This window comes from Bradyrhizobium sp. JR4.1, assembly GCF_040548605.1.
GTDB classification, from domain to species: domain Bacteria; phylum Pseudomonadota; class Alphaproteobacteria; order Rhizobiales; family Xanthobacteraceae; genus Bradyrhizobium; species Bradyrhizobium canariense.
The window spans coordinates 212,689-233,202 of the sequence record NZ_JBEPRY010000004.1 but is presented as its reverse complement, the minus strand read 5'-3'; the positions used below and the strand labels follow the sequence as shown (position 1 = coordinate 233,202).

Sequence of the window (20,514 nt, the reverse complement as noted above, 5' to 3'; positions counted from 1 at the left end):
CCGGAGTCCGGCAGATGCACGTATCTTCGCGGGTATCTACAAATGGCAATGCCGGTCTCAGGGCGTTATGGGACGACGGCGAGCGCGTCTTCTGCCGTGAATGGCGCCGATCCGCCGATGGCAACGTCAACAGTGTCCTGACCGTAAGGGCGGCTACGGAACATCCGCCGGCCGCGGTCCTCGACCGGTTCGCCCATGAATACGCCTTGCGCGACGAGCTCGATGGGACCTGGGCCGTACGGCCGCTGGAGCTGATCCGCGACGGTGGCCGAACCGTGCTGATATTGGAAGACCCCGGCAGCGAACCGCTCGAGCGGCAGCTCGGCGCGCCGATGACGCTGACCCGCTTTCTGCCATTGGCTCTCGGCATCACCACCGCCGTCGACCAGCTGCATCGGCAGGGCCTGGTCCACAAGGATTTGAAGCCGGCCAATCTCCTGGTAACCGGAGCAGACGAGGTCAGGATCACAGGATTCGGCCTTGCATCTCGCCTGCCGCGCGAGCGACAGCAGCTCGAACCACCGGAGACCATCGCGGGCACGCTGGCCTACATGGCGCCCGAGCAAACCGGCCGCATGAACCGGTCCGTCGATTCCCGCAGCGATCTGTACTCAGTCGGCGTGACGTTCTACCGGATGCTGACTGGCGCGCTGCCGTTCACTGCGGCCAGTCCGATGGAATGGGTGCACAGCCACATCGCGAGACGTGCCGTTCCGCCCGCCGAACGAATCAATGGCGTGCCTCGCGCCGTGTCGGCGATAATCGTGAAGCTTCTCGCCAAGACGGCCGAGGACCGCTACCAGACCGCCGCCGGCCTCAAGAGCGACCTCGAACGGTCACTCGCCGAATGGGAAGCGCAGGGACGGATCAATGATTTCGTTCTGGCCCAAACCGATACACCCGACCGCCTGCTGATTCCCGAACGGCTATACGGCAGGGAGCACGAGATCGAGGCGTTGCTCACCTCGTTCGATCGCGTCACCCGGAGCGGCACGCCCGAGTTGATCCTGGTATCCGGCCCCTCCGGTATCGGCAAGTCCGCTTTCGTCGACGAAATGCACAAGGCCTTGATCCCGTTGGGAGGGCTCTTCGCTTCCGCCAAGTTCGATCAGAGCAAGCGCGATATGCCTTACGCGACGGTCGCGCATGCGCTCCAAGGCCTTATCCGAGGCCTCCTCGCCAAGAGCGATGCCGATCTGGCACCCTGGCGTAGCGCACTGCACGACGCGCTGGGCCCTCTCGGTCAACTGATGGTGGATCTCGTACCGGAACTGCGGCTCGTGATCGGGGATCAACCACCTGTCCCGGAAGCTCCCCCGCAAGACGCACAGCGACGCTTCCAACTCGTCGTTCGACGCTTCATTGGCATCTTCGCCAAGCCTCACCATCCACTCGTGCTTTTCCTCGACGACCTGCAATGGCTCGACGTGGCCACATTGGATCTGATCGAGTTTCTTCTAGACAGATCCGACCTGCAAGATCTGCTTCTCATCGCTGCCTATCGACGCAAGGATGTCGACGTTAAACATCCACTGGCACAACGACTCGTCGAAATTCGGGCCTCCCGCAAACGGGTGCTGGAAATCGACTTAGCACCCCTCACTCGCGCTGCCGTCCTGGAATTCACCGCGGATGCACTTCACTGCGAGCCGGCATACGCCATGCCCATGGCGCAGCTGATATACGAGAAGACAAACGGGAATCCGTTCTTTCTCACGCAGTTTCTACGGGCACTGGCCGAAGAAAAGCTACTGACCTTCGATCATGACAAGGGACAGTGGCGCTGGGATCTCGAGCGCATCAGGGAAAAGAGCTACGCCGAAAACGTCGCGGATCTCATGGTCGGCAAGCTGAGCGGTTTGCGCGACGAGACACGTCAGGCCCTGCTGGAGCTGGCCTGCTTGGGCAACAGCGCCGAGATCGCAATGCTCTGCCTCGTGCACGGAACACCGGAGCAGACACTGCACGCAGATTTGCGAGATGCGACGCATCTCGAACTAATTCGACGCCTCAAGAGCTCTTACGCGTTCGTGCACGATCGCGTGCAAGAGGCCGCTTATGCGCTTCAACCGGACCAGGACAGGCGAACAGCCTTGCACCTTCGGATCGGTCTGGTCTTGGCAGCGCAGCTGACGCCTGACGAGACCAACGAGCGCGTCTATATGGTTGCCAACCAGCTGAACCGCGGCATTGCCTCTTTGACGAACGACGCTGAACGCGAACAGGTCATTGCCGTCAATCTCGCAGCTGGCCGGCGCGCGCGAAATGCAACGGCTTACCACGCGGCCGCAACGTACCTTGAAATCGCCCGCGAACTGCTCGGGGAGGAAGGGCATCCGCAGTGCAGCCGAGACGCCTTCGCGATCGGCCTGCTCCACGCCGAATGCAAATTCCTGCTTGGCGAGCTGAACACAGCAGAGGCGGAATTGACGGTCCTGTCGCAGAGCCGTTCAGACATTCAGGCGAACGCCGAGGTCGCCAGACTCCAGGCGCAGCTATACACCACTGCGGGACAGCTCGAGCGGGCGGTCGATGTTTGCCTCGCATTTTTGCGCAGAACCGGCATTGACTGGTCTCCTCATCCGAGCCGCAGCGAGGTGGATGAGGATCGGCGACGTTTGCGGAGTTTGACCGAAAAGCTGTCCGATGATCAGCTTTACGCGCTACCGCCGATGACCGATCCGGATCATCGTGCGACCATGGGCGTTTTGGCTGACCTCCTCACACCTGCGTTTCTCACCGATCGTAACCTGTCCGACACCATGCTCGTGGAGGCAACTCGACTGACGCTCGAGCACGGGACCTGCCCTGAATCGTGCTACCCGCTGACCGCCATATTCGGCGTGCTCGCGAGCAATTCAACCGATGCAGAACTTGGATTCAGATTATCACAATTTGGTGCAGCGCTTGCTGACAGGCAACCGCAGACAGGGCTGAGCGGCCGCGCGCTTTTGGCATTCGGCCTCCACGTGACCCCATGGATTCTCCCGATCCGATCGGGAAGGCCGTTCATTCGGCGCGCTCTTGCAATCAGTTTGACGACTGGAGATCTAGCATTCGCGGCGTATTCGCATCGCGGACTGATATCGGTGGATCTCTTCTGCGGCGATTCGCTCATGGACGTCTGTTCGAACGCCGAGCAATCCTTGACGTTCGCCGAGGGTCTGGGCGTCCGATTGGCTGCGGAGGGCCTCATCAGGCAACGAAATCTGGCGCTGAGCCTTATGGCGCGCGATGGGCCGAATGACTTCGAGAGCCCCGGGGCGCTTCAGACCTCGGACGCGAGCGAACCGCTAAGCGCCTTCTTCTACTACGCGACGCAGATTCAGATCGAAGTCCTTGCCGGACGTAACGATGTCGCGATCGCCCTCGCCGCACGCGCAGAAACGTTCTCATGGTGCGTCCGGGCTTATTCGGATTTCACCGAATACCGGTTCTACACGGCGCTTGCTCATGCCGGAGCTTATCACGCATCACGGCCCGAGGATCGCGAGCGACGCTTCAGCGACCTCCGCGAACACCACCGCAAGCTGACAATCTGGTCCAACCGCTGCCCCGCAAACTTCGCCGCCCGGCAGAAGCTCGTCACGGCGGAGCTCGCGCGCATCGAAGGCCGCGAACTTGAGGCGGAACAGCTGTACGAAGAATCGATCCGATTGGCGCAAGAATCCGGATTCGCGCAGATCGAAGCGATCGCCGCGGAACGTGCAGCTGGGTTCTACGAGGCGCGAGGCATTCGAACGGTCGTTCTGTCCTACTTGAAAAAAGCGTGCGATTGCTACGCGCGCTGGGGGGCCGAGGCGAAGGTGAGCCAGCTCGAGAAACTCCATCCGGGCCTGCGGGAGAGCGGATCCGCGCTCAACGCGGCCGGTACGATCGGAGCACCTGTCGAACAGTTGGACCTTGCGACGGTTCTCAAGGTGTCGGAGGCTGTTTCAGGCGAGATCGTTCTGGAGAAGCTCACTGAGACCCTGCTTCGTTCGGCCATCGAGCATGCGGGTGCGGAACGTGGCGTGCTGATTTTACCGAGGGGTTCTGAGCTGAGAATTCGGGCGGACGCGGTGACTGGCGGCGGTTCGGTCGCTCTCGATCTCGCCGATTCACCGATCTCCGCCGCTGAAGTACCGATGTCGATCGTACTTTACACGGCTCGCACCCAAGAAAGCGTCGTGCTTGACGACGCCTCGACGAGCAGCGCGTTCGGCGGCGACGAATACATCCGGAAGAAGCACGTCCGATCAGCCGTGTGCGTGCCGCTCATCAAGCAAGGTAAGGCGGTGGCATTTCTGTATCTCGAGAACAATCTCGCCTCGCGCGTCTTCACGCCCGCCCGGATCGCAATCCTGAAATTTCTCGCATCCGAGGCTGCGACCTCGCTCGACAATGCCCGTCTGTACCGTGAGCTTCAGGAGCGGGAGTCGAGGATCCGCCGGATGGTCGAGGCCAACATCATCGGGATATTCATCTTCGATCACACCCCCGACTTTCTCGATGCCAATGACGCGTTCCTGAAGACCATCGGATATGATCGCGAGGATCTCGCCGCAGGCCGGTTGCGCTGGGCAGATCTAACGCCGCCCGAATGGCAGGAGCGCACCGCTCGCGCCCGGGCCGAATTGAAGGCGACGCGGGTTGTCCAGCCGTTCGAAAAGGCGTTCTTCCGCAAGGACGGCAGCCGGGTGCCGGTGCTGACCGGCGGAGCCTTGTTCGACGACGAGCAAGAGCAAGGCGTTGCCTTCGTACTGGATCTCAGCGAGCGCAAGCGCGCCGAAACCGAGGCACGCGAGAACGAGCAGCGTTACCGCGAGGCTCAGATGGAACTGGCCCACGCCAACCGCGTGGCGGTGATGGGACAACTGACGGCGTCCATCGCCCACGAGGTCAATCAGCCGAACACCGCCGTTATCGCCAGCGCGCAAGCGGCCTTGAGCTGGCTCGATCACCAACCGCCGGCGCTGGAGCAGACACGCAGGGCGCTGACACGCGCCATCGAGAACGGCATCCGCTCCAGCGAGGTCATTGGGCGAATCCGGGATCTCGTAAAAAAGTCACCGCCCAAACGGGATTCCCTGGCGATCAACAACGTCATCGACCAAGTTATCGAACTCACGGAAGCTGAAGCGGCGCGGAACGATGTCTCGATCCAGACGATATTCGCCGATCGTCTGCCCAAGGTCATCGGCGATCGCGTCGAGCTGCAGCAAGTCGCGCTCAACCTGATCCTGAACGCCATCGAGGCCATGAGCGAGACAACGGAGGGCAAGCGCGAGCTATTGATCCAAACCGCGAGAGCAGATGCCGAGAGCATACTCGTATCGATCACGGATTCGGGACCGGGCTTGTCTGCGGAAGGCCAAGCGCGGCTGTTCGAACCCTTCTACACGACCAAGTCGGGCGGCCTCGGTGTCGGACTGTCGATATGCCGTTCGATCATCGTGGCGCATGGTGGCAGACTCTGGGCGGCTGCAAACGAACCGCGCGGAGCCGTCTTCCAATTCACCGTACCAATCGATGACGGCTTTGCGGTTGGTTGAACCGTCTCGGCTGGCGTCATCACACCGCAAAATTGGTTGGGTGACTGTAACCAAGGCCGGGCCGCGAACGAAATATAGCCATCGGATCGCACCGGCGAAGCCAAGCACGAGCCGGAATAGATCCGCCATCGGCTGACGGTGTGCTGCAGGGAGAGATCAGTTGGGACTGTCCTGGCAACAAGGCCCGCTTTCAACGGGAGCAATCGGCCGCTTTCTCGTCCCCGAGCCGCTGCCCAAGCGACTATTGTACGTCGAACCGTTACGTCGCCGCATACGTGTGCGCTTTGGGGCAAGCTGGATCGCCGATAGCGAACGGGTCCTCCTGCTTTTTGAACCGGGCCGTTATCCTGTGGCCTATTTCCCGGAGGCCGATGTTTCCCCACATGTGCTGGAACGCACCGAGCATATCACTCAACACGCCGATCTTGGGCCGACGTCCTGGTACAGCGTTCGGGTCGACAAGCAACACATCGCGGCGCGAGGAGCGTGGCAGCACACCAACCTGCCCGCCCATGCAGGCGATTTGCAGGGTCTGATCGCCTTCGCCTGGCGGGCCATGGATGCCTTCTACGAGGAAGACGAACGCATCGTGGGCCATGCTGCCGATCCCTATCACCGCATCGACATCCGCCAGACCTCTCGTAACCTCGTGGTCAGCCACCAGGGCCGGGCCATTGCCGATACAAAGCGGCCGCTGGTCCTTTACGAGTCTGGCTTTGCACCCCGATGGTACGTTCCTCGTGCCGACATCGATGAGTCTGCCCTCACCCCGGTAAAGCTCCAGACCTTCTGCCCGTACAAGGGCCTCTGCAGCTATTACTCGATCGGAGGCGCGCGCCAGGCTGCATGGTCGTATCTCGACGCCTATCCCGAAGTCCGCCGCATCTCCAATTTTGTATCGTTCGAGCCGGACATCGTGACGGTCCATCTCGATGGCACGCAGATGCGTCTCGAACCCGGCCAGTTGGTGGTTTCACACGGCCCCGATCGTAATCTCGACATCGGCGAGGTGGTCCCCGAGCCAACGCCTGGTAGCCAACCCGCTGAAGCTGCAACCAGTCCACTCCATCGACGTTCGTGAGACGAACGAGCACACCTTAGAGATCGCGCAGCATTCAGCCTTTCGCGTCCACGATTATTGTGACCCTCAACGGAGCTGCTCATCCCGAGCCTCCATTACGGGAGCGCCACAATGTCCTATCGTTCGAACCAGACACGCTCGATCCGCTCCGCTTTTGCGGGCCTCCTCCTGATCGGCTTGCTGTCGCCCGCACATGCCTCCGACCGGAACAGCTCTCTCGACGCCCTCCCCGATCTGCCGTCGCGCGCCGCCCAGCGTTTCGCCTCGGCCGAGCCGACGTCGCGCCTGCCCTGGCTCGCTCCGGTCGGCCACCGTCAGCCGAGCCGGGCAGATGCGCCTCAATCGGATGCTCTGTCGGCCTGGGAGCGTGAGCAGCAGCAGCGCAATCAGATGCTGGATCGCAAGCTCATCATCTGCCGCAGATGCTGAGGTAGCTCGGCCACCTCGCGCTCGCCTGCCTAGGCATTCTCGACACCCGATGTTGCCTCTGGCCTCTTCGCCAGCTCCAGCTCGTCAATCGTCGCAGGCGTCTGCGCAGCCTTTCGCCATTGCGCGGGGGTGATGCCCATGTGGCTCTTGAATGCCCGCTGGAACGCCGCCTCGGACAGATATCCGACCGCCTCCGCCACAGCTCCGGTCGAGAGCGAGGATTTCCTCAGTTCGTTCGTTGCCAGCGTCATGCGGATGTCGGTCAGCAGTTCGCTCGGCGAGCGTCCGACCTTCTCCTGGAATTGACGGGCGAGTGTCGCACGCGACATGTTGGCGAGCTGCGCAAGCTCGGGCAGCGTCCATGCGCGCGCGGGCGCATTGAACAAGGCCGCGACGACCGGCGCGAGGCGTGGGTGACCTGCAAGCGCAAGCAGCCCGCGTGGCGCGTCCCCGGTCTCGCTGGCGAGGCGCAGCACGAGCGCGAACATCGCCGTAGACAGGGCGTTCAGCATCGCGCGGCCACCCAGCTGATCGTCTGCGGTTTCGCCGCGCATCAAGGCAACGAGGCCTGCGAGCTGCCCCGCCGTGTCCCGTTCTCCGGCCTGCGCGCCGGCCCTCACGATCAGCACCGGCGGCAGATAGTTGCGCAGCAGCCGGTCGTGCGGCGGGGCGATCGAAAAATGTCCGCACAACAGATCGAGCCGGGCATCCGAGCCGGGATTCTCGCTGATGGTGAAGTTCAGTGACGCGCGATTACGGGCCTTCAGCGGCGCAGCTCGGCTGCCGTCGTGCATGACGTGCCGGGGGTTGCGCGGCAGCAGCAGAATATCGCCGGCCTCCAGCAGCAGCGGCCGGCCTCCCGCCGGATCGTCCAGCATCGCCGAGCCTGCGAGCACCGCATGGTACGGGATTTCGTTGGCCTCGCCCGGCCCCTGCTCGATCCGCCAGGGCGCGCCGTAGGAGCAGCGCAGGTCCAGACGGCCGCGCACAGGCATCATCTCGAACAGCCGGCTCAGCCAATCCATCCTGCTCCCCTCTCGATATGCAAATGAGACGAATGAGCATATATGCAAGCACATTAAGCATTCAACATCTCATGCCGCGTCCATAGTGTCACTCCGCAATCGTTCACTACCCCAACCACGGAGTGCCATCATGTCCCGTCTTTCCGTCCCGAACCTCGAAACTGACGCCGGCCCCTCCGGCCTGGTCTATGCCCAGATCAAGAAGGCCATCGGCAGCGTGCCGAACACCTTTGCGGCCATCGCCGCCCATGGCCCCGCCGCGCTCAAGGCCGTACTCGCCGCCGACGCCGTGCTCGCCTCAGGCGGACTGACCAAGTCCGATAAGGAGATCATCAAGCTCGTCATCAGCGAGGCCGCCGGCTGTGACTATTGTGTCGCCGCCCACAGCCATCTCGGAAAGCTCGTCGGCCTGGCGCCGGAAGTCCTGAAGAAAATCCGCGATGGCCAGCCCACCGGTGATGCCCGGCGCGATGCGCTGGTCGTTTTCGTCGACAAGCTTGCGCGCACGAGCGGCACCATCAGCGACAAGGATTTCGTCGCGATCAAGGCCGCCGGCTACAGCGACGCGCAACTCGTCGAGATCAGCCTCGCCTTTGCTACCACCGCGTTCACCAACGTCTTCAACCGCATCAACGATACCGAGATCGACTTCCCGGCCGTCGCCTAACGCGACGGCCGCCACGTCGATCATCTCATCTCAGGGATCACGACCATGACCATGCTTGCCAAGACCCACACTGCCCAAAATCCTCTCGTCCGCGCCCTGCAGGGATCCGGCTTGCTCGCGAAAGATCTCGACTACCATCTCGTTCGCGCCTCGATGGTGATCATGTTCTTCTTCTTCGGTTACCAGAAGTGGTTTCCGTACGAATTCGAACGGCTGGTCCCGTTCATCAGCAGTGGCCCGTTGATCTGGTGGCTTTATCCTGTGTTCGGCCATGCTGGCGCCAGCTATTTCCTCGGCGTTTCTGAATGGACCTTTGGCGCGCTGCTGCTCGCGGGCTTCTGGAGCCACCGGCTTGGTGTGCTCGGCGCTCTCGGCTCGACCGGCACCTTCATCGCGACCGTCACCATCATTCCCTTCATGCCGGAGGGCTGGGACCTCGCCGCGGGAGGCTTCCCCGCGATGACCGGTAACGTGCCCTTCCTGATGAAGGACGTCGTCCTGCTCGCTGTGTCGTTCTATCTCCTCAGGCAGGACTTGGCGCGTTTGGTGCAACGATAGTTTCTTTCCGCCGATAGCGAAGGATCGCCGGCAAGCATCGTGCTCGCCGGCGATCGCTTCTACACAAAATCCGCGCGAGACCGACGTTTCCGGCCCTGGCCCAGGCCGTCCGCTTGGTGCGAAGATCACCGCTCGCTACACGATACGGCTCCGCAAATGTTGTTGCCTGTACCATTTGTTGATCTCGCCGCTGGTTGTCACCCACACGTCCTTTCGGCTCAAGATGTGAGCGAAGGCTGCCGCCAGGTGCTTCGTCCGAAACGCTTGCCCCGAAATAAAGGGATGCAAGGCGATGGGATGAACCCTCGGAATACGCTCTCCTTCCTCGTAAAGGACGTCAAATTGGTCTCGTATGATCCGGCCAAAGTCTTCCGCGGACGCACCAAACGTCAGAGCCGACGGAAGGTCGTTGCATTCGACGGAGTACGGCATTCCCAGAAGTGAGCCCTTCTTCACTTTCATCTGAAAGGGCAGATCATCACACGTGTAGTCGCACAAATATTCGATGCCCCGTTCCGCGAGCAGATCCGGCGTGGCGTGCGTCTCGGTCAAGAACGGGCTGAGCCAGCCCTTCGGCTTTTCACCAGTGGCCTCCGCGATGACCGTGAGCGTGTCCTCGATCAGCGCAGCTTCCTCCTCCAACGAAAGACCGTTGACGATCTCGGAGTTATTTCGTCCGTGCCCCATAAAATCCCATTTGCGTTTCGAACCTTCCTCAACAACCCGGGGATACTCGCGACAGACATCGGAATTGAGACACACGCTTGCCGGCAAGCCATACTTGTCCAGCGTCTCCATCAACCGCCAGATGCCCACCCGCTGCCCATAGTCTCGCCACCCGTAATTAAGAGAGTCCGGCATAAAATGCGCGGTGTGCGGCACAATCGCCGGGCCAGGTCGATCCTCCGGAAAATGCTCCAAATTGATATAGATCACGACGGCGACACGTTCCTTTTTCGGAAAGGAGACAAGTGAACGATCGACAATCGGCGTGAAGTCGTAACGTTTAGTTTGAGTCTGCATCAGTCGGTCACTCCTCGGTAAACTACCTTGACCGTCGGTCTCACGACCCGACGCCCGGCCATATGCTTCTTGAACGCCCTGCTTCACACCCAAGACGGTGATGCGCCTCCGCATCCCCTCCTTCGCCCGACTTCGGGGATGACCGCTTAAACCGACTTATGCATTCGCACTACCCGACGGCCCCGGCTCCATCTAACTCAAGACAGGGTCAGCTACCGTCCGAGCCGATCACGACTTTGGCAGCCGTGCAGACGACAAAATCTATTGCGCCAACCCGCATAATCGCACTTTCAAGCGTCCACCCCCTCAAGGATGCTGCGCTCATTATATGGGGCCCAAGGAGAGCCGCATTATTTCCGGATTATCGCGTTTGCGGCGATATTGCTCGAATCCGGTTCGGAAGCCGGCGAATATTTCGCGGATCAACTTCCGGTAACGCGCAAAAAACGTAGCCAGTTGTAACCGAACGCGTCCTCCTGACGAACAATAGGCGCGGACGTGACCTGCGATCGCGCGGAGTGACTGGGTTGGACACCGCCTTCCGCAAACAAGTTGAACCTCGCGGATCTTCGGCAGGTCGTTCGTGAATCATTCGCGGCAAGGCCGATGTGGATCCGTTGCTGCAGTCCCTTGGCCATCCACTCACTCCTCTCCATCGAAAATTGCTTTCCGCAGGGCAAGGTAGGATCATGAAAAGCTCGATTGCCGACACGTCTGTAGCGCTATCGCTCATGACGGAAGCGCTGAAGTTGCTTGATGAACCGCAGCACTCCGAGGCTGCAAGTCACCTCCGAGATGCCATCTACGGATTGTTGCCCCGGAAGGGGCTGCACGGGTCTCCTCCGCGCCATGGTGCGGAGAGCACGATTGGTCCTGACGCAAACTCGCAATAATCGAGCAACATCGATAGCAAGCCAAGCACGCCTGCGGACTCAGTTCGAGATTGCGATGCGCCGATCGTGGCACGACGCGATATCGGTGGTGAAAAGCCTCTCTCAGGCTGCTCTACCAGATATCGGCGATGCAGAGGATCGGCTGAGCCTTCAGGAGCGTCCGCGCGAACGCTAACCGGGCGTCACATGTAATTCTGCATCTGCCCCCGCGTGCAACCGTTCGCGTAAAACATCAATGAAAGCTCTCACGCGGGCGGGCATTAGTGTACGAGTCGGAAAAACCGCCCATATGCCAATTTCGAGCGGCTTGGCGTCGCTGAGTATGATCCGCCGCAACTCTTCACGCGCAACGAGTTTGTGCACGTCCCAGTAGGTCAAATAGGCGATGCCAACGCCCGCAATACAGGCTGCCCGCACCGCATCGACTGTGCTGGCCGACAAGGCACCGTTGACACGGATCCGATGTTGCTCGCCGTCACGCATGAATGGCCAAGTATCCATCGCATGAAGCTTGATGCACGAGTGCCCCACCAAGTCGCCGGTTGTGGTGGGCTCTCCAAAGCGCGCGACATAGCTGGGCGACGCGCAGAGGGTGAATGGGTTATCTGCGAGCCTGGTCGCAATCATGTCGGAAGGCCTCATCACGGCCACGCGAACCGCCACATCCAATCCTGCCGTCGCGATGTCGACAACACCATCACTCAAGGTCAGATCGACGCGTAGTGCGGGATTGGCGGCGATCAAATCGGCCACGACGGGGACGACAACAGAGTGCCCGATGACGTTTGGGGCCGTGATTTTCAATACACCCGACAGGCCTGAGCCGGCGGTCGACACCGACTCGAGCGCTGAATCGCGAGCCTCAATGAGAGCGACTGCATGGGGCGAAAAGGCCTCGCCCTCAGGGGTAAGCGACAGAGAGCGCGTCGTGCGGTGAAACAGGCGCACGCCCAACTCGGCTTCAAGGCCGGCCAGCCTACGGCTGACCAGCATCGGCGTTGTGCCGAGCTGGCGCGCCGCGGCCGACAGGCTACCGACCGACACAATCGTTCGAAACAACGCGACGTCTGCGAGATCCATATTATAACGATAAGCGATATAGTGCTTATCGTCTAGTCTGGCTTCTGCACCGTAGCGGCAGAAGCTAAATGCATGTCCATCGAGCTGCAAATCCACACTTTCGGGATCAAAGCGCTTCTTTTTGGCGTCAAAGGAGACATTGGCTATGGACATCGACACAAGCGCGCTTTTCGCGCCGATCGTTATAAAAGGCCATACAGTAAAGAACCGCCTCGCTGTCGCACCGATGACCCGCATCACGGCGACCCAGGACGGCCAGGCGACCGAAACCATGACCCGCTACTACGAGCGCTTCGCGCGGGGCGGCTTTGGGATGGTCAGCACCGAAGGCACTTACACCGATCAGGCGTTCTCCCAGGGCTATTTCCATCAGCCCGGCATGACCGATCAGGCACAGGCCAACGCCTGGAAGCCGGTTGTCAACGGCATCAAGGCGCACGGGGCGCTCGCGATCGCTCAGATGATGCACGCTGGCGCGATCAGCCAGGGCAATCGCTTTCGCGATGGCACAATCGGGCCGTCTGCAATTCAGCCGATGGGCCAGCAGATGACGTTCTATCATGGCAAGGACCGCTACGCGTTGCCAGCCGCCATTACGGAAGAACAGATCGCCGATGCCATCACCGGCTTTGCTGACTCGGCTGCACGGGCAATTGAAGTTGCCGGATTCGACGCCATCGAAGTTCACGGCGCCAACGGCTATTTGCTCGACCAGTTCTTGACCGCCTACTCCAACCACAGAACGGACCGCTGGGGCGGTGTCACGGAAAATCGTGTGCGGTTAATCGTGGAAACGTTGAAGGCGGTGCGGGCAAAGGTCAGCACCACCACGCCAGTCGGCGTCCGGATCTCGCAGGGCAAGGTGAATGACTATGGTCATAAGTGGGCGGGCACGGAGAGCGATGCCGAAATCATCTTCGGCAGCCTCGGCGAGGCCGGCGCGGACTTCATCCATGTAACCGAATTCGAGGCGTGGAGACCGGCGTTCGCCGAGGGGGGTCCGTCATTGATGCGGCTCGCCAAGCGCTATGCTCCGAAAGCAACAATCTTCGCCAATGGCAGCCTGCACAATATCGAGCAGGCGGTGGCTGCGCTCGACGACGGTGCCGATATCGTCACCATCGGTAGAGGAGCTCTCGCGAATCCCGACTTGCCTAGGCGTCTGTCCGAACGCAGCGCCTTGAAAGAGTTCGACCCGGCAATTCTTGGACCTATCGCCGACATCAAGGAAATCGAACTGGCGACGTGAACGAAGCCCGGTTGCGCCATCTCGGGAGACCATGTTCGCCAGCGTCGCTGAGCCGACCGTCCTTCCGAGGATTGCTTCCGCAGCGCAGGGGAAGACCATGCTGGACTCGATTTCAGATACTTCGGTGGCGCTTTCGCTCATGCTGGAAGCGCTGAGCTTGCTAGATGGGACGGAGCACTTGAAAGCGGCGACCCACCTTCGAGATGCGATCAACGAGCTGGCGCCGCAGAAGCGGCAAGAGCCAGCTTCGTCTCCTGGCACGCAGAGCTCGGACTAATCTTTGAGATGCGCCCCGCGCTCACTTGGGACGACTGCGCCGATACCTTGAACCGCAGCAGCGATACAGCCGCATTGTGGGCACGAAGTGAACACGTCCCTGTTAGGCGTCGAGCCTGACTGATTTCGCGCTACGCCGACGGAGAGCACGACGCGAAAGATCCTCTCCCTTCGCAAGGATGGCTGCGAGCAAGACCAAGCGCCTGGCGGCCTCATCGGAGAGCGATGAGTTATCATCACGATATCGTTTTTATATCTCCCCCGACTCGCCCCTTCCGAATATCCAGTCATATCGCATAGTATACTGATATTACAGCATATTTAATGATAACAAGAATCTCTGAATGGCGAAAAATCTAGCGTTATTGAAAAGGTGTTTCTTAAAAAACGCCTTCATGGTCAGCAAAGGTTTTGATAAGAAGTCGCGCGTTGAAGATGCGCATCTATGTCAGACGACGGCGAAAGGATGAATCGAATGGTTAAGTTCGGCTTCTATGTTGAGTTGAAGGCAAGGCCGGGAAGGGAAGCGGACGTCGAGTCCTTCCTGAAGCAGGGCGCCGTGATGGCGAAGGCCGAGGCCGGGATCGTGTCGTGGTATGCGGCGAAGGAAGAAGAGCCCGGCGTCTATGCGATCATCGACACCTTCAAGGACGAAGTTGGGCGCGACGCCCACCTGAACGGAGAGCTTGCGAAGGCACTCTTCGGGCGTGCGGACGAACTGTTCGCAGTGGCTCCAAAGGTTCATCGGCTTCACATGATCGCCGAGAAGTAAGGCGCCGTTCTGCGGCTCCCCACAAGGCAGCTGATGCGCCACCTCCTGCCCAACCCTCCTGAGAAGGAAATCACAATGAATAGCAAATCAACCAAGCCCACTATCGTGCTTGTGCACGGGGCCTTCGAAGACGCGTCGATCTGGAATAGAGTAATCCAACGGCTCCAGCGCGATGGCTACCCGGTCGTCGCCTTCGCCAACCCGCTGCTGGGTGTGGCGGTCGATGCCGCCTATCTGCGTAGCGTGATCGACAGAATTCAGGGACCCATGATCCTGGTGGCCCACTCCTACGGCGGGGCCGTCATCACCGAGGCCGGCGGGGATGAAAAGGTAAAGGGCCTCGTGTACGCGGGCTCAATTTTGCCCGCGGTAGGGGAGGCTCCAAGCCAACTGATCGAACGGTTTCCCGGCAGCTCATTCCCAACGTCCACCGACGTGATCCCCTACACCCGGCCCGACGGAAGCAGTGGCAGGTATCTCCTCTACCAAGCCGACAAGTTCCACAGCCAGGTCGCCGCCGATGTGCCCGCAAGCGAGGCCGCCATGTTGCTCGCCACCCAACGCCACATGGACTTCGCCTGCCTGACCGAGAAGCTGACGTCCGCTGCGTGGGCGACCAAGCCTACCTGGCAAATCTTGACCACGCAGGATCTCGCCATTCCTCCGGCGGAACAGAAGTTCGAAGCCGATCGTGCCCGCTCCACCGTCATTGAGGTCAGGGCTTCGCACGCTGTCACCGTCTCCAACCCGGACGTGGTGGCCGACGTGATCATACAGGCGGCCAGCGCAGCCGCGAAATAACGGCGGTCTCTTGCGCGGCGGTTCCCACGCTGCGGCGGCCGCGGCGGCGCATCCCGCGGGCATCGAATTCCCTCTTCGTTATCTGCGCGAGTTCGACAGCGTCGTACGCACAGCGAGCGAAGAGGGTCGATCCGTCGAGGCTTCTCTGGAGGCCGTCGCGTCCGATCGCGTGCGAACTGACTTCCCCCTGACCTCGTCGTATTGAATGCAGGCGTTTTTCAAAAAGACAATGTTCCGATATCGATCCTGCCGACTTCGAGCATTGCTGACGGATTGGTCGTTTTGGAGGGTTTCTCGCCGGGCAAGCGGCCGCATGGCGCAACAGCTGCCACGCGCCGGTGTTTTTATGAAATTACCCGCTACCACATGCGGCATACTCGCTTTCATTCTCCTACGACGCCTGATCGCCGCCATGAGGCACAAGAAGTAAGAAATTGATATATAATGACTTTCTCTGAAATTGCGCATTCCCGCCCGTGCGGTAACGCCGATGGTCGCCACAAAAATAAAAACAACGACTTCCATATATACCGTCGATATTAGGAAGCTAAGACAGGATTGAAACGCTTGTCGGTGCGCGTCGCCTCATTGTCGGGCTCGCAGGGTCGCCCCCTTCACTGATAGACACGGGCCGGAGGCAGCTTCGCCGTGGAGCAGTTCGACTCGCTCCAAGTCTTCTGAGCCGCATATCGCGAGGCGAGTGCGGATTGGTAGGCGCAAGGAAGTCTGCCCCGTTGTGGTCTCCGCCTTTGGGCGATCAACTTGCGGGAGCGACCCTTGACGAGCGGGTTACAGGAAGGGGAAATTAAGCAGGAGCTGCAAAGCGGCGGGCACTTGCGCAATGTCCTCATCATCACCAAGACTATCGATGGTACGATCGAGCACTTGGCCTATGTTCGGCCGAGCTGGAGACGCGAGTTCCTGCCGTTGCGGACCTGGGGCGACAAGGACGATCGTACCTACAAGGATTTGGATCGGCTGCTCGTGCTTCTGCGCGACGATTTCGGCTACCGGGGCTTCATTGGACTCTACCTCGATGGGGACCCCGATTTGGCGCGCTATCGCGCGCTCTCGGAAAGCGAAGAGGCCAACGAGAAAACGTAACGCTCACATCTCGGTAGTCCACCAGTAGACTAGTAGGAGGGTCGCTATGCCTCACAACGAACAATTCGAGGTGGTGATCCTCGGCAGTGGCCAGGGCGGCAAGCTGCTCGCTTGGCACCTCGCCAAGTCTGGCAAGAGAGTTGCCGTCGTCGAGCGTCGGTGGGTCGGCGGATCCTGTCCCGCCGTGGCTTGTCTGCCATCCAAAAACGAGATTTGGAGCGCGAAAGTCGCTCATGTGGCCCGGAATGCTGCGCATTTCGGCACCAACGTGGGCGGCCTTCAAACAGACATGCGGAGGGTGCGTGGGCGGAAACAAGATATGATCGACAGGGAGATTGCCGCTCACTTGAACGCCTATGAAGAGAGCGGTGCCGAACTGATCATGGGGAATGGTCGGTTCATTGGTCCGAAGACCATCGAAGTGGCGATGAACGACGGGGGCACGCGCACACTCGCCGGCCTGCAGGTGGTCATCAACGTCGGCACTCATGCCGCGATTCCCAACATTCCGGGCCTGACAACGTCTCGCCCTCTTACGCACATAGAAGCCCTCGAACTCGACTATTTGCCCTCTCACCTGATCATTCTCGGTGGCGGATATGTCGGGATCGAGATGGCACAAGCCTATCGGCGGCTCGGCAGTCGAGTGACTATTATTGAACCCGGGCGGCAACCCATGGGCCGTGAAGATGCGGACGTCGCTCAGGAGATGAATAGCATCCTGACGAGCGAGGGCGTCGAGGTTCTGACCAACGTGAAGCCGATATTGGTGAAGGGGCTGTCGGGTGATGCCGTGACGGTCACGCTGCGCACTGAGGACGCCGAGAAGACCATCGAGGGAAGCGACCTGCTCGTAGCTACCGGCAGGGTTGCCAACACCGCCGGTATCGGGCTGGAAAAAACTGGGGTCGAGCTGGACGCGAGAGCCTTCGTCCGCGTGAATGAACGTTTGGAAACAAGTGCCCCGGGCGTCTGGGCGATCGGCGAGTGCGCCGGCAGCCCGCAGTTCACGCATGTTTCCGTCGATGATTTTCGGATTGTTCGCGAGAATATGGCGGGGGGCAATCGTAGAACGGACGATCGCCTCGTCCCATATGTTATGTTTACTGAGCCGCCCCTCGCGCGGGTTGGCCTCTCTGAAGACGAGGCAAAGCGGCAAGGCATCCCGGTTCGCGTCGCGAAGTTGCCAATGAGTCGGGTCCTGCGAACCGAAGCGACGGAGGAAACGCGCGGATGGATGAAAGCAATTGTGAGCGCGAGTGATGATCGCGTGCTTGGTTTCACCATGATCGGCGCCGATGCCGGCGAAGTGCTTGCAGCGGTTCAGACAGCAATAATCGCGAGATTATCTTACACGAAACTGCGTGATGCAGTGATTGCGCACCTTACATATGCGGAAGGCCTCGGGCTTTTGTTCGCTGCCATCCCTGAGCGTCAAGCTTAGAGCGGCTTTCCACAACCATGGCAGCAGATCCTCCGTCTAGATCGTCAAGTTCGGGTTTCGGTCGGTCGCAAATGCATCCTTCTGCCCGCGGAGCAGACCTTCCTCGACTCAGGACGTATGCGCTTCGTCGAGCTTGGCGATTTCCCAGAGCCGATGGATCTCATTCGTAAATTGCCGCAGCTTTCGTCGAGACGAAGCGGTCCCGCGCCCCGCGCCTGCATGTGCTCGCAAGGCGCGATGGAACTCAACCTCTGCGTTGCTAAGCACGCTATTTCGTCGACGATGAATGCAAGCCTTCCCAACGGCCGGCCAAATCCATATCGATATCGAACAGGTCAAGTACGCGGCCGAGCGTGTAGTCGATCATCTGCTCCAAACCTTTTGGCTTTGCATAGAATGCAGGGACCGGCGGAGCGATGATTGCACCCATCTCGGCAACGGCGGTCATTGCACGAAGGTGCCCCAAGTGCAGCGGCGTTTCCCTCAGGAGGAGAACTAGCCGCCGCCGTTCTTTCAGCACTACATCGGCAGCCCTGGCAAGCAGTCCCTCGGCGCCACCTGCCGCGATGGCAGACATTGTCCGCACCGAGCAGGGCGCAATGATCATTCCGGACGTCCGAAAGGAGCCGCTTGCAATGGGCGCAGACAAATCCTTTTGACCATAGCTCCGATCAGCAAGAGCTCTGACTTCGGACAGGGGCCTTCCGACCTCGTGGGCAAGAGTAATGCTCGCCGCGTTGGACATTACCAAATGTGTCTCCACCCCAGCCGCTCGGAGCAACTCGAGCAGGCGGACGCCGTAAACAGCACCGGACGCACCGCTGATTCCAACTACCAGTCTCCGATTCAGCGGCTGGCTCTCAAGACGCCTGCTTCTGGGCCCATCGTGCTCCGCGAACGCATGCGGGCGTACTAAGTCCGAATTCGAACGATGATCACTCGGCATGGCCGTTTCCGACTCGAGTCCTCATAAACCAGCATCCACTTCGCAAGTGAACGGTCCAGACAGGCCCGCGAGCGACCGCACCGCACAAGTGGTCGAGCTGAAATCCGGATAGAGACCGAAGAATTCGTTATGCAACCTGCTCATGATGCCTCCTTCCGGGCTCTCGCATCCCGCTATCGCGCCGGGCCCAATCAGAGAAAATCCAAAAGCTTGACCTTCCCCCAATTCATCGGCCAGGCGCGCTTGAAATCATTACGGTCGTGCCGTGACTTGATCGTCGCATCGATCCCCATCTTCCCGACCACGCGATATGGATAAAATTCCGCCGGCAGGGGCGTCGCGGATGGATCATAGAGCGAGCCGCGCGTGCGGGGCACCACGAATGTATCGCGCTCCGGGTCGCAACGGGTCGCGATCGCGTGATAAACGTCCGCAGGATCGTCCAGATCGGTGTCGGGACTAACCGCAATAACAAGCTTGGTGTTAATCCAGGGCGCGCCCATCACCATCATCAATGCGTCGTTGACAAAACCATCATGACGGTAGTCGAACTGTATGATGCAGGACAACGCCGCGCCCCAGGTCGGAAAACGTACGTCCTTAACGGCAAGCCCCATCTCGCTAAGGCGATTGTACAGTATCGCTTCATGGCAGAGCCGAGGTAACGTCTGATGGTCGGTTGCCGGACACGTTTGATGGTTTCGATAGATGGGCCTGTCCTCCCGCATCGTGATCGCGGTGACTTCCAAGGTCGGCACATGCTCGTGCTGAGGAAGGTGGTACATGCTCGGCGAGGTAACCGCACCGACCTTTTGCGAGGCAAAGTGGACGTAACCCTCGATGATCACCTCTGCCTGAGTTGGAACCGGAAGAGGAACGGTCTCCGCATCAGCGACTTCAATATCGCGGTCCATGATTGTGCCGATCATGTCGAACTCGCCCCAGAGGTCGAGATGCAGGCCGGAGTAGTTGGCCATGATCTCGTAGGCCGGAGGTACGCCGCCCATCATCACGATCGGCATCCTGGTCTCACCCATCTGGCGATATTTGTTCATGATGCGGATGCTGTGCGGTGTTGCGAAGCTGATCGCGCCGCTATGGCGGCCGGTAACGGTCGTGCCGGCGTGGTTGGAGTTGAGAAATCCGGTTTCCGGATCCCGAATGATGTTCGCGAGCGTGATGTAAGGTTGCGCATCGCCTTCCTTGTGAAAGGGGATCGGCAGCCGCGTCAGGTCGGCATCGACGCCGAGCCAGCGAACTTCCTTGACTGGGCCGCCGGAAACTTTCACCAAGGGACGCGGTGGCAGCCTGAGCCGATACGCCAGCGTCTTTAAATAGTCTTCGCGTGAAACGCCAAGCGCGCGCGCCTGGTTTTCGCGGTTTTTCACCAGGATGTCTGCGACACGGAAGCCAGGCGCCTCGATGACATTCTCGAACAGGATTGGATCGTCCGTTTGGGCGGATAGAGCGCCAATGTCGCGTAGGCCAACGGGCTTACGAATTCGGACGACGGAGTTCGCGTGAGTATGAAGATAGTCGCGCAAGCTGGCTTCAAGCGGCTTGGAAGGCTTAGCCACTGGTAGATCGCTTGGCGTGAAGACAGCCGCTTCGGTCATTTCGTTCCCTTTACTT

Annotated in this window: 16 protein-coding genes; 11 read left to right on the top strand and 5 right to left on the bottom strand. The window is 60.2% G+C overall.

What is annotated here, in order from left to right; genetic code table 11:
• Positions 1–14 precede the first annotated feature (14 nt).
• From ABIB90_RS12610 to ABIB90_RS12600, 3 genes are all read left to right on the top strand, one after another.
• Positions 15–5,534 (top strand): trifunctional serine/threonine-protein kinase/ATP-binding protein/sensor histidine kinase, encoded by a 5,520-nt coding sequence (locus ABIB90_RS12610; RefSeq protein WP_354160197.1) that lies wholly within the window; start codon positions 15–17, stop codon positions 5,532–5,534.
• A gap of 160 nt (positions 5,535–5,694) precedes the next feature.
• Complete coding sequence (locus ABIB90_RS12605; RefSeq protein ID WP_354160195.1) at positions 5,695–6,615, top strand: DUF427 domain-containing protein; 921 nt, start codon at positions 5,695–5,697, stop codon at positions 6,613–6,615.
• Between the two features lie 111 nt (positions 6,616–6,726).
• Complete coding sequence (locus ABIB90_RS12600; RefSeq protein ID WP_354160193.1) at positions 6,727–7,044, top strand: hypothetical protein; 318 nt, start codon at positions 6,727–6,729, stop codon at positions 7,042–7,044.
• 29 nt (positions 7,045–7,073) lie between these two features.
• Here the strand turns inward: ABIB90_RS12600 and ABIB90_RS12595 are convergent, their stop codons facing one another.
• Complete coding sequence (locus tag ABIB90_RS12595; RefSeq protein ID WP_354160191.1) at positions 7,074–8,069, bottom strand: AraC family transcriptional regulator; 996 nt, start codon at positions 8,067–8,069, stop codon at positions 7,074–7,076.
• A gap of 130 nt (positions 8,070–8,199) precedes the next feature.
• On the opposite strand from ABIB90_RS12595, the gene ABIB90_RS12590 reads away from it, so the two are divergent.
• Both ABIB90_RS12590 and ABIB90_RS12585 read left to right on the top strand, forming a co-directional pair.
• Entirely contained in the window at positions 8,200–8,736 is a 537-nt protein-coding gene (locus tag ABIB90_RS12590; protein WP_354160189.1) for a carboxymuconolactone decarboxylase family protein, read from the top strand.
• Between the two features lie 45 nt (positions 8,737–8,781).
• Positions 8,782–9,294, top strand: a complete 513-nt coding sequence (locus tag ABIB90_RS12585; RefSeq protein ID WP_354200761.1) for a YkgB family protein — start codon at positions 8,782–8,784, stop codon at positions 9,292–9,294.
• A gap of 135 nt (positions 9,295–9,429) precedes the next feature.
• Here ABIB90_RS12585 and ABIB90_RS12580 read toward each other — a convergent pair whose 3' ends face one another.
• A complete protein-coding gene (locus ABIB90_RS12580; protein WP_354200760.1) occupies positions 9,430–10,317 on the bottom strand; it encodes a polysaccharide deacetylase family protein in 888 nt (295 codons plus the stop codon).
• A gap of 1,064 nt (positions 10,318–11,381) precedes the next feature.
• Complete coding sequence (locus ABIB90_RS12575; protein ID WP_354200758.1) at positions 11,382–12,443, bottom strand: LysR family transcriptional regulator; 1,062 nt, start codon at positions 12,441–12,443, stop codon at positions 11,382–11,384.
• Between ABIB90_RS12575 and ABIB90_RS12570 the strand changes: the two genes are divergently transcribed.
• The 6 genes from ABIB90_RS12570 to ABIB90_RS12545 all read left to right on the top strand — a co-directional run bounded on the left by ABIB90_RS12570 (position 12,436) and on the right by ABIB90_RS12545 (position 17,936).
• Positions 12,436–13,539: an NADH:flavin oxidoreductase gene (locus ABIB90_RS12570; RefSeq protein WP_354200757.1), complete on the top strand. Its 1,104-nt coding sequence runs from the start codon at positions 12,436–12,438 to the stop codon at positions 13,537–13,539. The two genes, ABIB90_RS12575 and ABIB90_RS12570, sit on opposite strands and share 8 nt — an antisense overlap.
• 31 nt (positions 13,540–13,570) lie before the next feature.
• A complete protein-coding gene (locus tag ABIB90_RS12565) occupies positions 13,571–13,816 on the top strand; it encodes a hypothetical protein (RefSeq protein WP_354160179.1) in 246 nt (81 codons plus the stop codon).
• 444 nt (positions 13,817–14,260) lie between these two features.
• Positions 14,261–14,587 carry a putative quinol monooxygenase gene (locus ABIB90_RS12560; protein ID WP_354160177.1) on the top strand — a complete coding sequence of 109 codons (327 nt, stop codon included), beginning with the start codon at positions 14,261–14,263 and terminating at the stop codon, positions 14,585–14,587.
• Between the two features lie 75 nt (positions 14,588–14,662).
• The gene (locus ABIB90_RS12555) at positions 14,663–15,388 is read left to right on the top strand and encodes an alpha/beta fold hydrolase (RefSeq protein ID WP_354160175.1); all 726 of its coding nucleotides are present in this window, start codon (positions 14,663–14,665) and stop codon (positions 15,386–15,388) included.
• A gap of 777 nt (positions 15,389–16,165) precedes the next feature.
• The gene (locus ABIB90_RS12550; protein WP_354160173.1) at positions 16,166–16,492 is read left to right on the top strand and encodes a hypothetical protein; all 327 of its coding nucleotides are present in this window, start codon (positions 16,166–16,168) and stop codon (positions 16,490–16,492) included.
• Between the two features lie 46 nt (positions 16,493–16,538).
• Entirely contained in the window at positions 16,539–17,936 is a 1,398-nt protein-coding gene (locus ABIB90_RS12545; RefSeq protein WP_354200756.1) for a dihydrolipoyl dehydrogenase family protein, read from the top strand.
• Positions 17,937–18,204: 268 nt separating this feature from the next.
• Here ABIB90_RS12545 and ABIB90_RS12540 read toward each other — a convergent pair whose 3' ends face one another.
• On the bottom strand, positions 18,205–18,786 hold the full coding sequence (locus ABIB90_RS12540) for a UbiX family flavin prenyltransferase (protein ID WP_354200842.1): 582 nt from the start codon (positions 18,784–18,786) through the stop codon (positions 18,205–18,207).
• A 287-nt stretch (positions 18,787–19,073) separates the two neighbouring features.
• A complete protein-coding gene (locus ABIB90_RS12535; protein ID WP_354200755.1) occupies positions 19,074–20,498 on the bottom strand; it encodes a UbiD family decarboxylase domain-containing protein in 1,425 nt (474 codons plus the stop codon).
• Between the last annotated feature and the right edge of the window lie 16 nt (positions 20,499–20,514).

Excerpts from the sequence above, each read along its gene's own strand:
- ABIB90_RS12580 (WP_354200760.1), bottom strand. The coding sequence starts at position 10,317 with ATGCAGACTCAAACTAAACGTTACGACTTCACGCCGATTGTCGATCGT.
- ABIB90_RS12575 (WP_354200758.1), bottom strand. The coding sequence starts at position 12,443 with ATGTCCATAGCCAATGTCTCCTTTGACGCCAAAAAGAAGCGCTTTGAT.
- ABIB90_RS12610 (WP_354160197.1), top strand. The coding sequence starts at position 15 with ATGCACGTATCTTCGCGGGTATCTACAAATGGCAATGCCGGTCTCAGG.
- ABIB90_RS12595 (WP_354160191.1), bottom strand. The coding sequence starts at position 8,069 with ATGGATTGGCTGAGCCGGCTGTTCGAGATGATGCCTGTGCGCGGCCGT.
- ABIB90_RS12600 (WP_354160193.1), top strand. The coding sequence starts at position 6,727 with ATGTCCTATCGTTCGAACCAGACACGCTCGATCCGCTCCGCTTTTGCG.
- ABIB90_RS12560 (WP_354160177.1), top strand. The coding sequence starts at position 14,261 with ATGTCAGACGACGGCGAAAGGATGAATCGAATGGTTAAGTTCGGCTTC.
- ABIB90_RS12545 (WP_354200756.1), top strand. The coding sequence starts at position 16,539 with ATGCCTCACAACGAACAATTCGAGGTGGTGATCCTCGGCAGTGGCCAG.
- ABIB90_RS12555 (WP_354160175.1), top strand. The coding sequence starts at position 14,663 with ATGAATAGCAAATCAACCAAGCCCACTATCGTGCTTGTGCACGGGGCC.
- ABIB90_RS12590 (WP_354160189.1), top strand. The coding sequence starts at position 8,200 with ATGTCCCGTCTTTCCGTCCCGAACCTCGAAACTGACGCCGGCCCCTCC.
- ABIB90_RS12565 (WP_354160179.1), top strand. The coding sequence starts at position 13,571 with ATGTTCGCCAGCGTCGCTGAGCCGACCGTCCTTCCGAGGATTGCTTCC.
- ABIB90_RS12585 (WP_354200761.1), top strand. The coding sequence starts at position 8,782 with ATGACCATGCTTGCCAAGACCCACACTGCCCAAAATCCTCTCGTCCGC.
- ABIB90_RS12570 (WP_354200757.1), top strand. The coding sequence starts at position 12,436 with ATGGACATCGACACAAGCGCGCTTTTCGCGCCGATCGTTATAAAAGGC.
- ABIB90_RS12535 (WP_354200755.1), bottom strand. The coding sequence starts at position 20,498 with ATGACCGAAGCGGCTGTCTTCACGCCAAGCGATCTACCAGTGGCTAAG.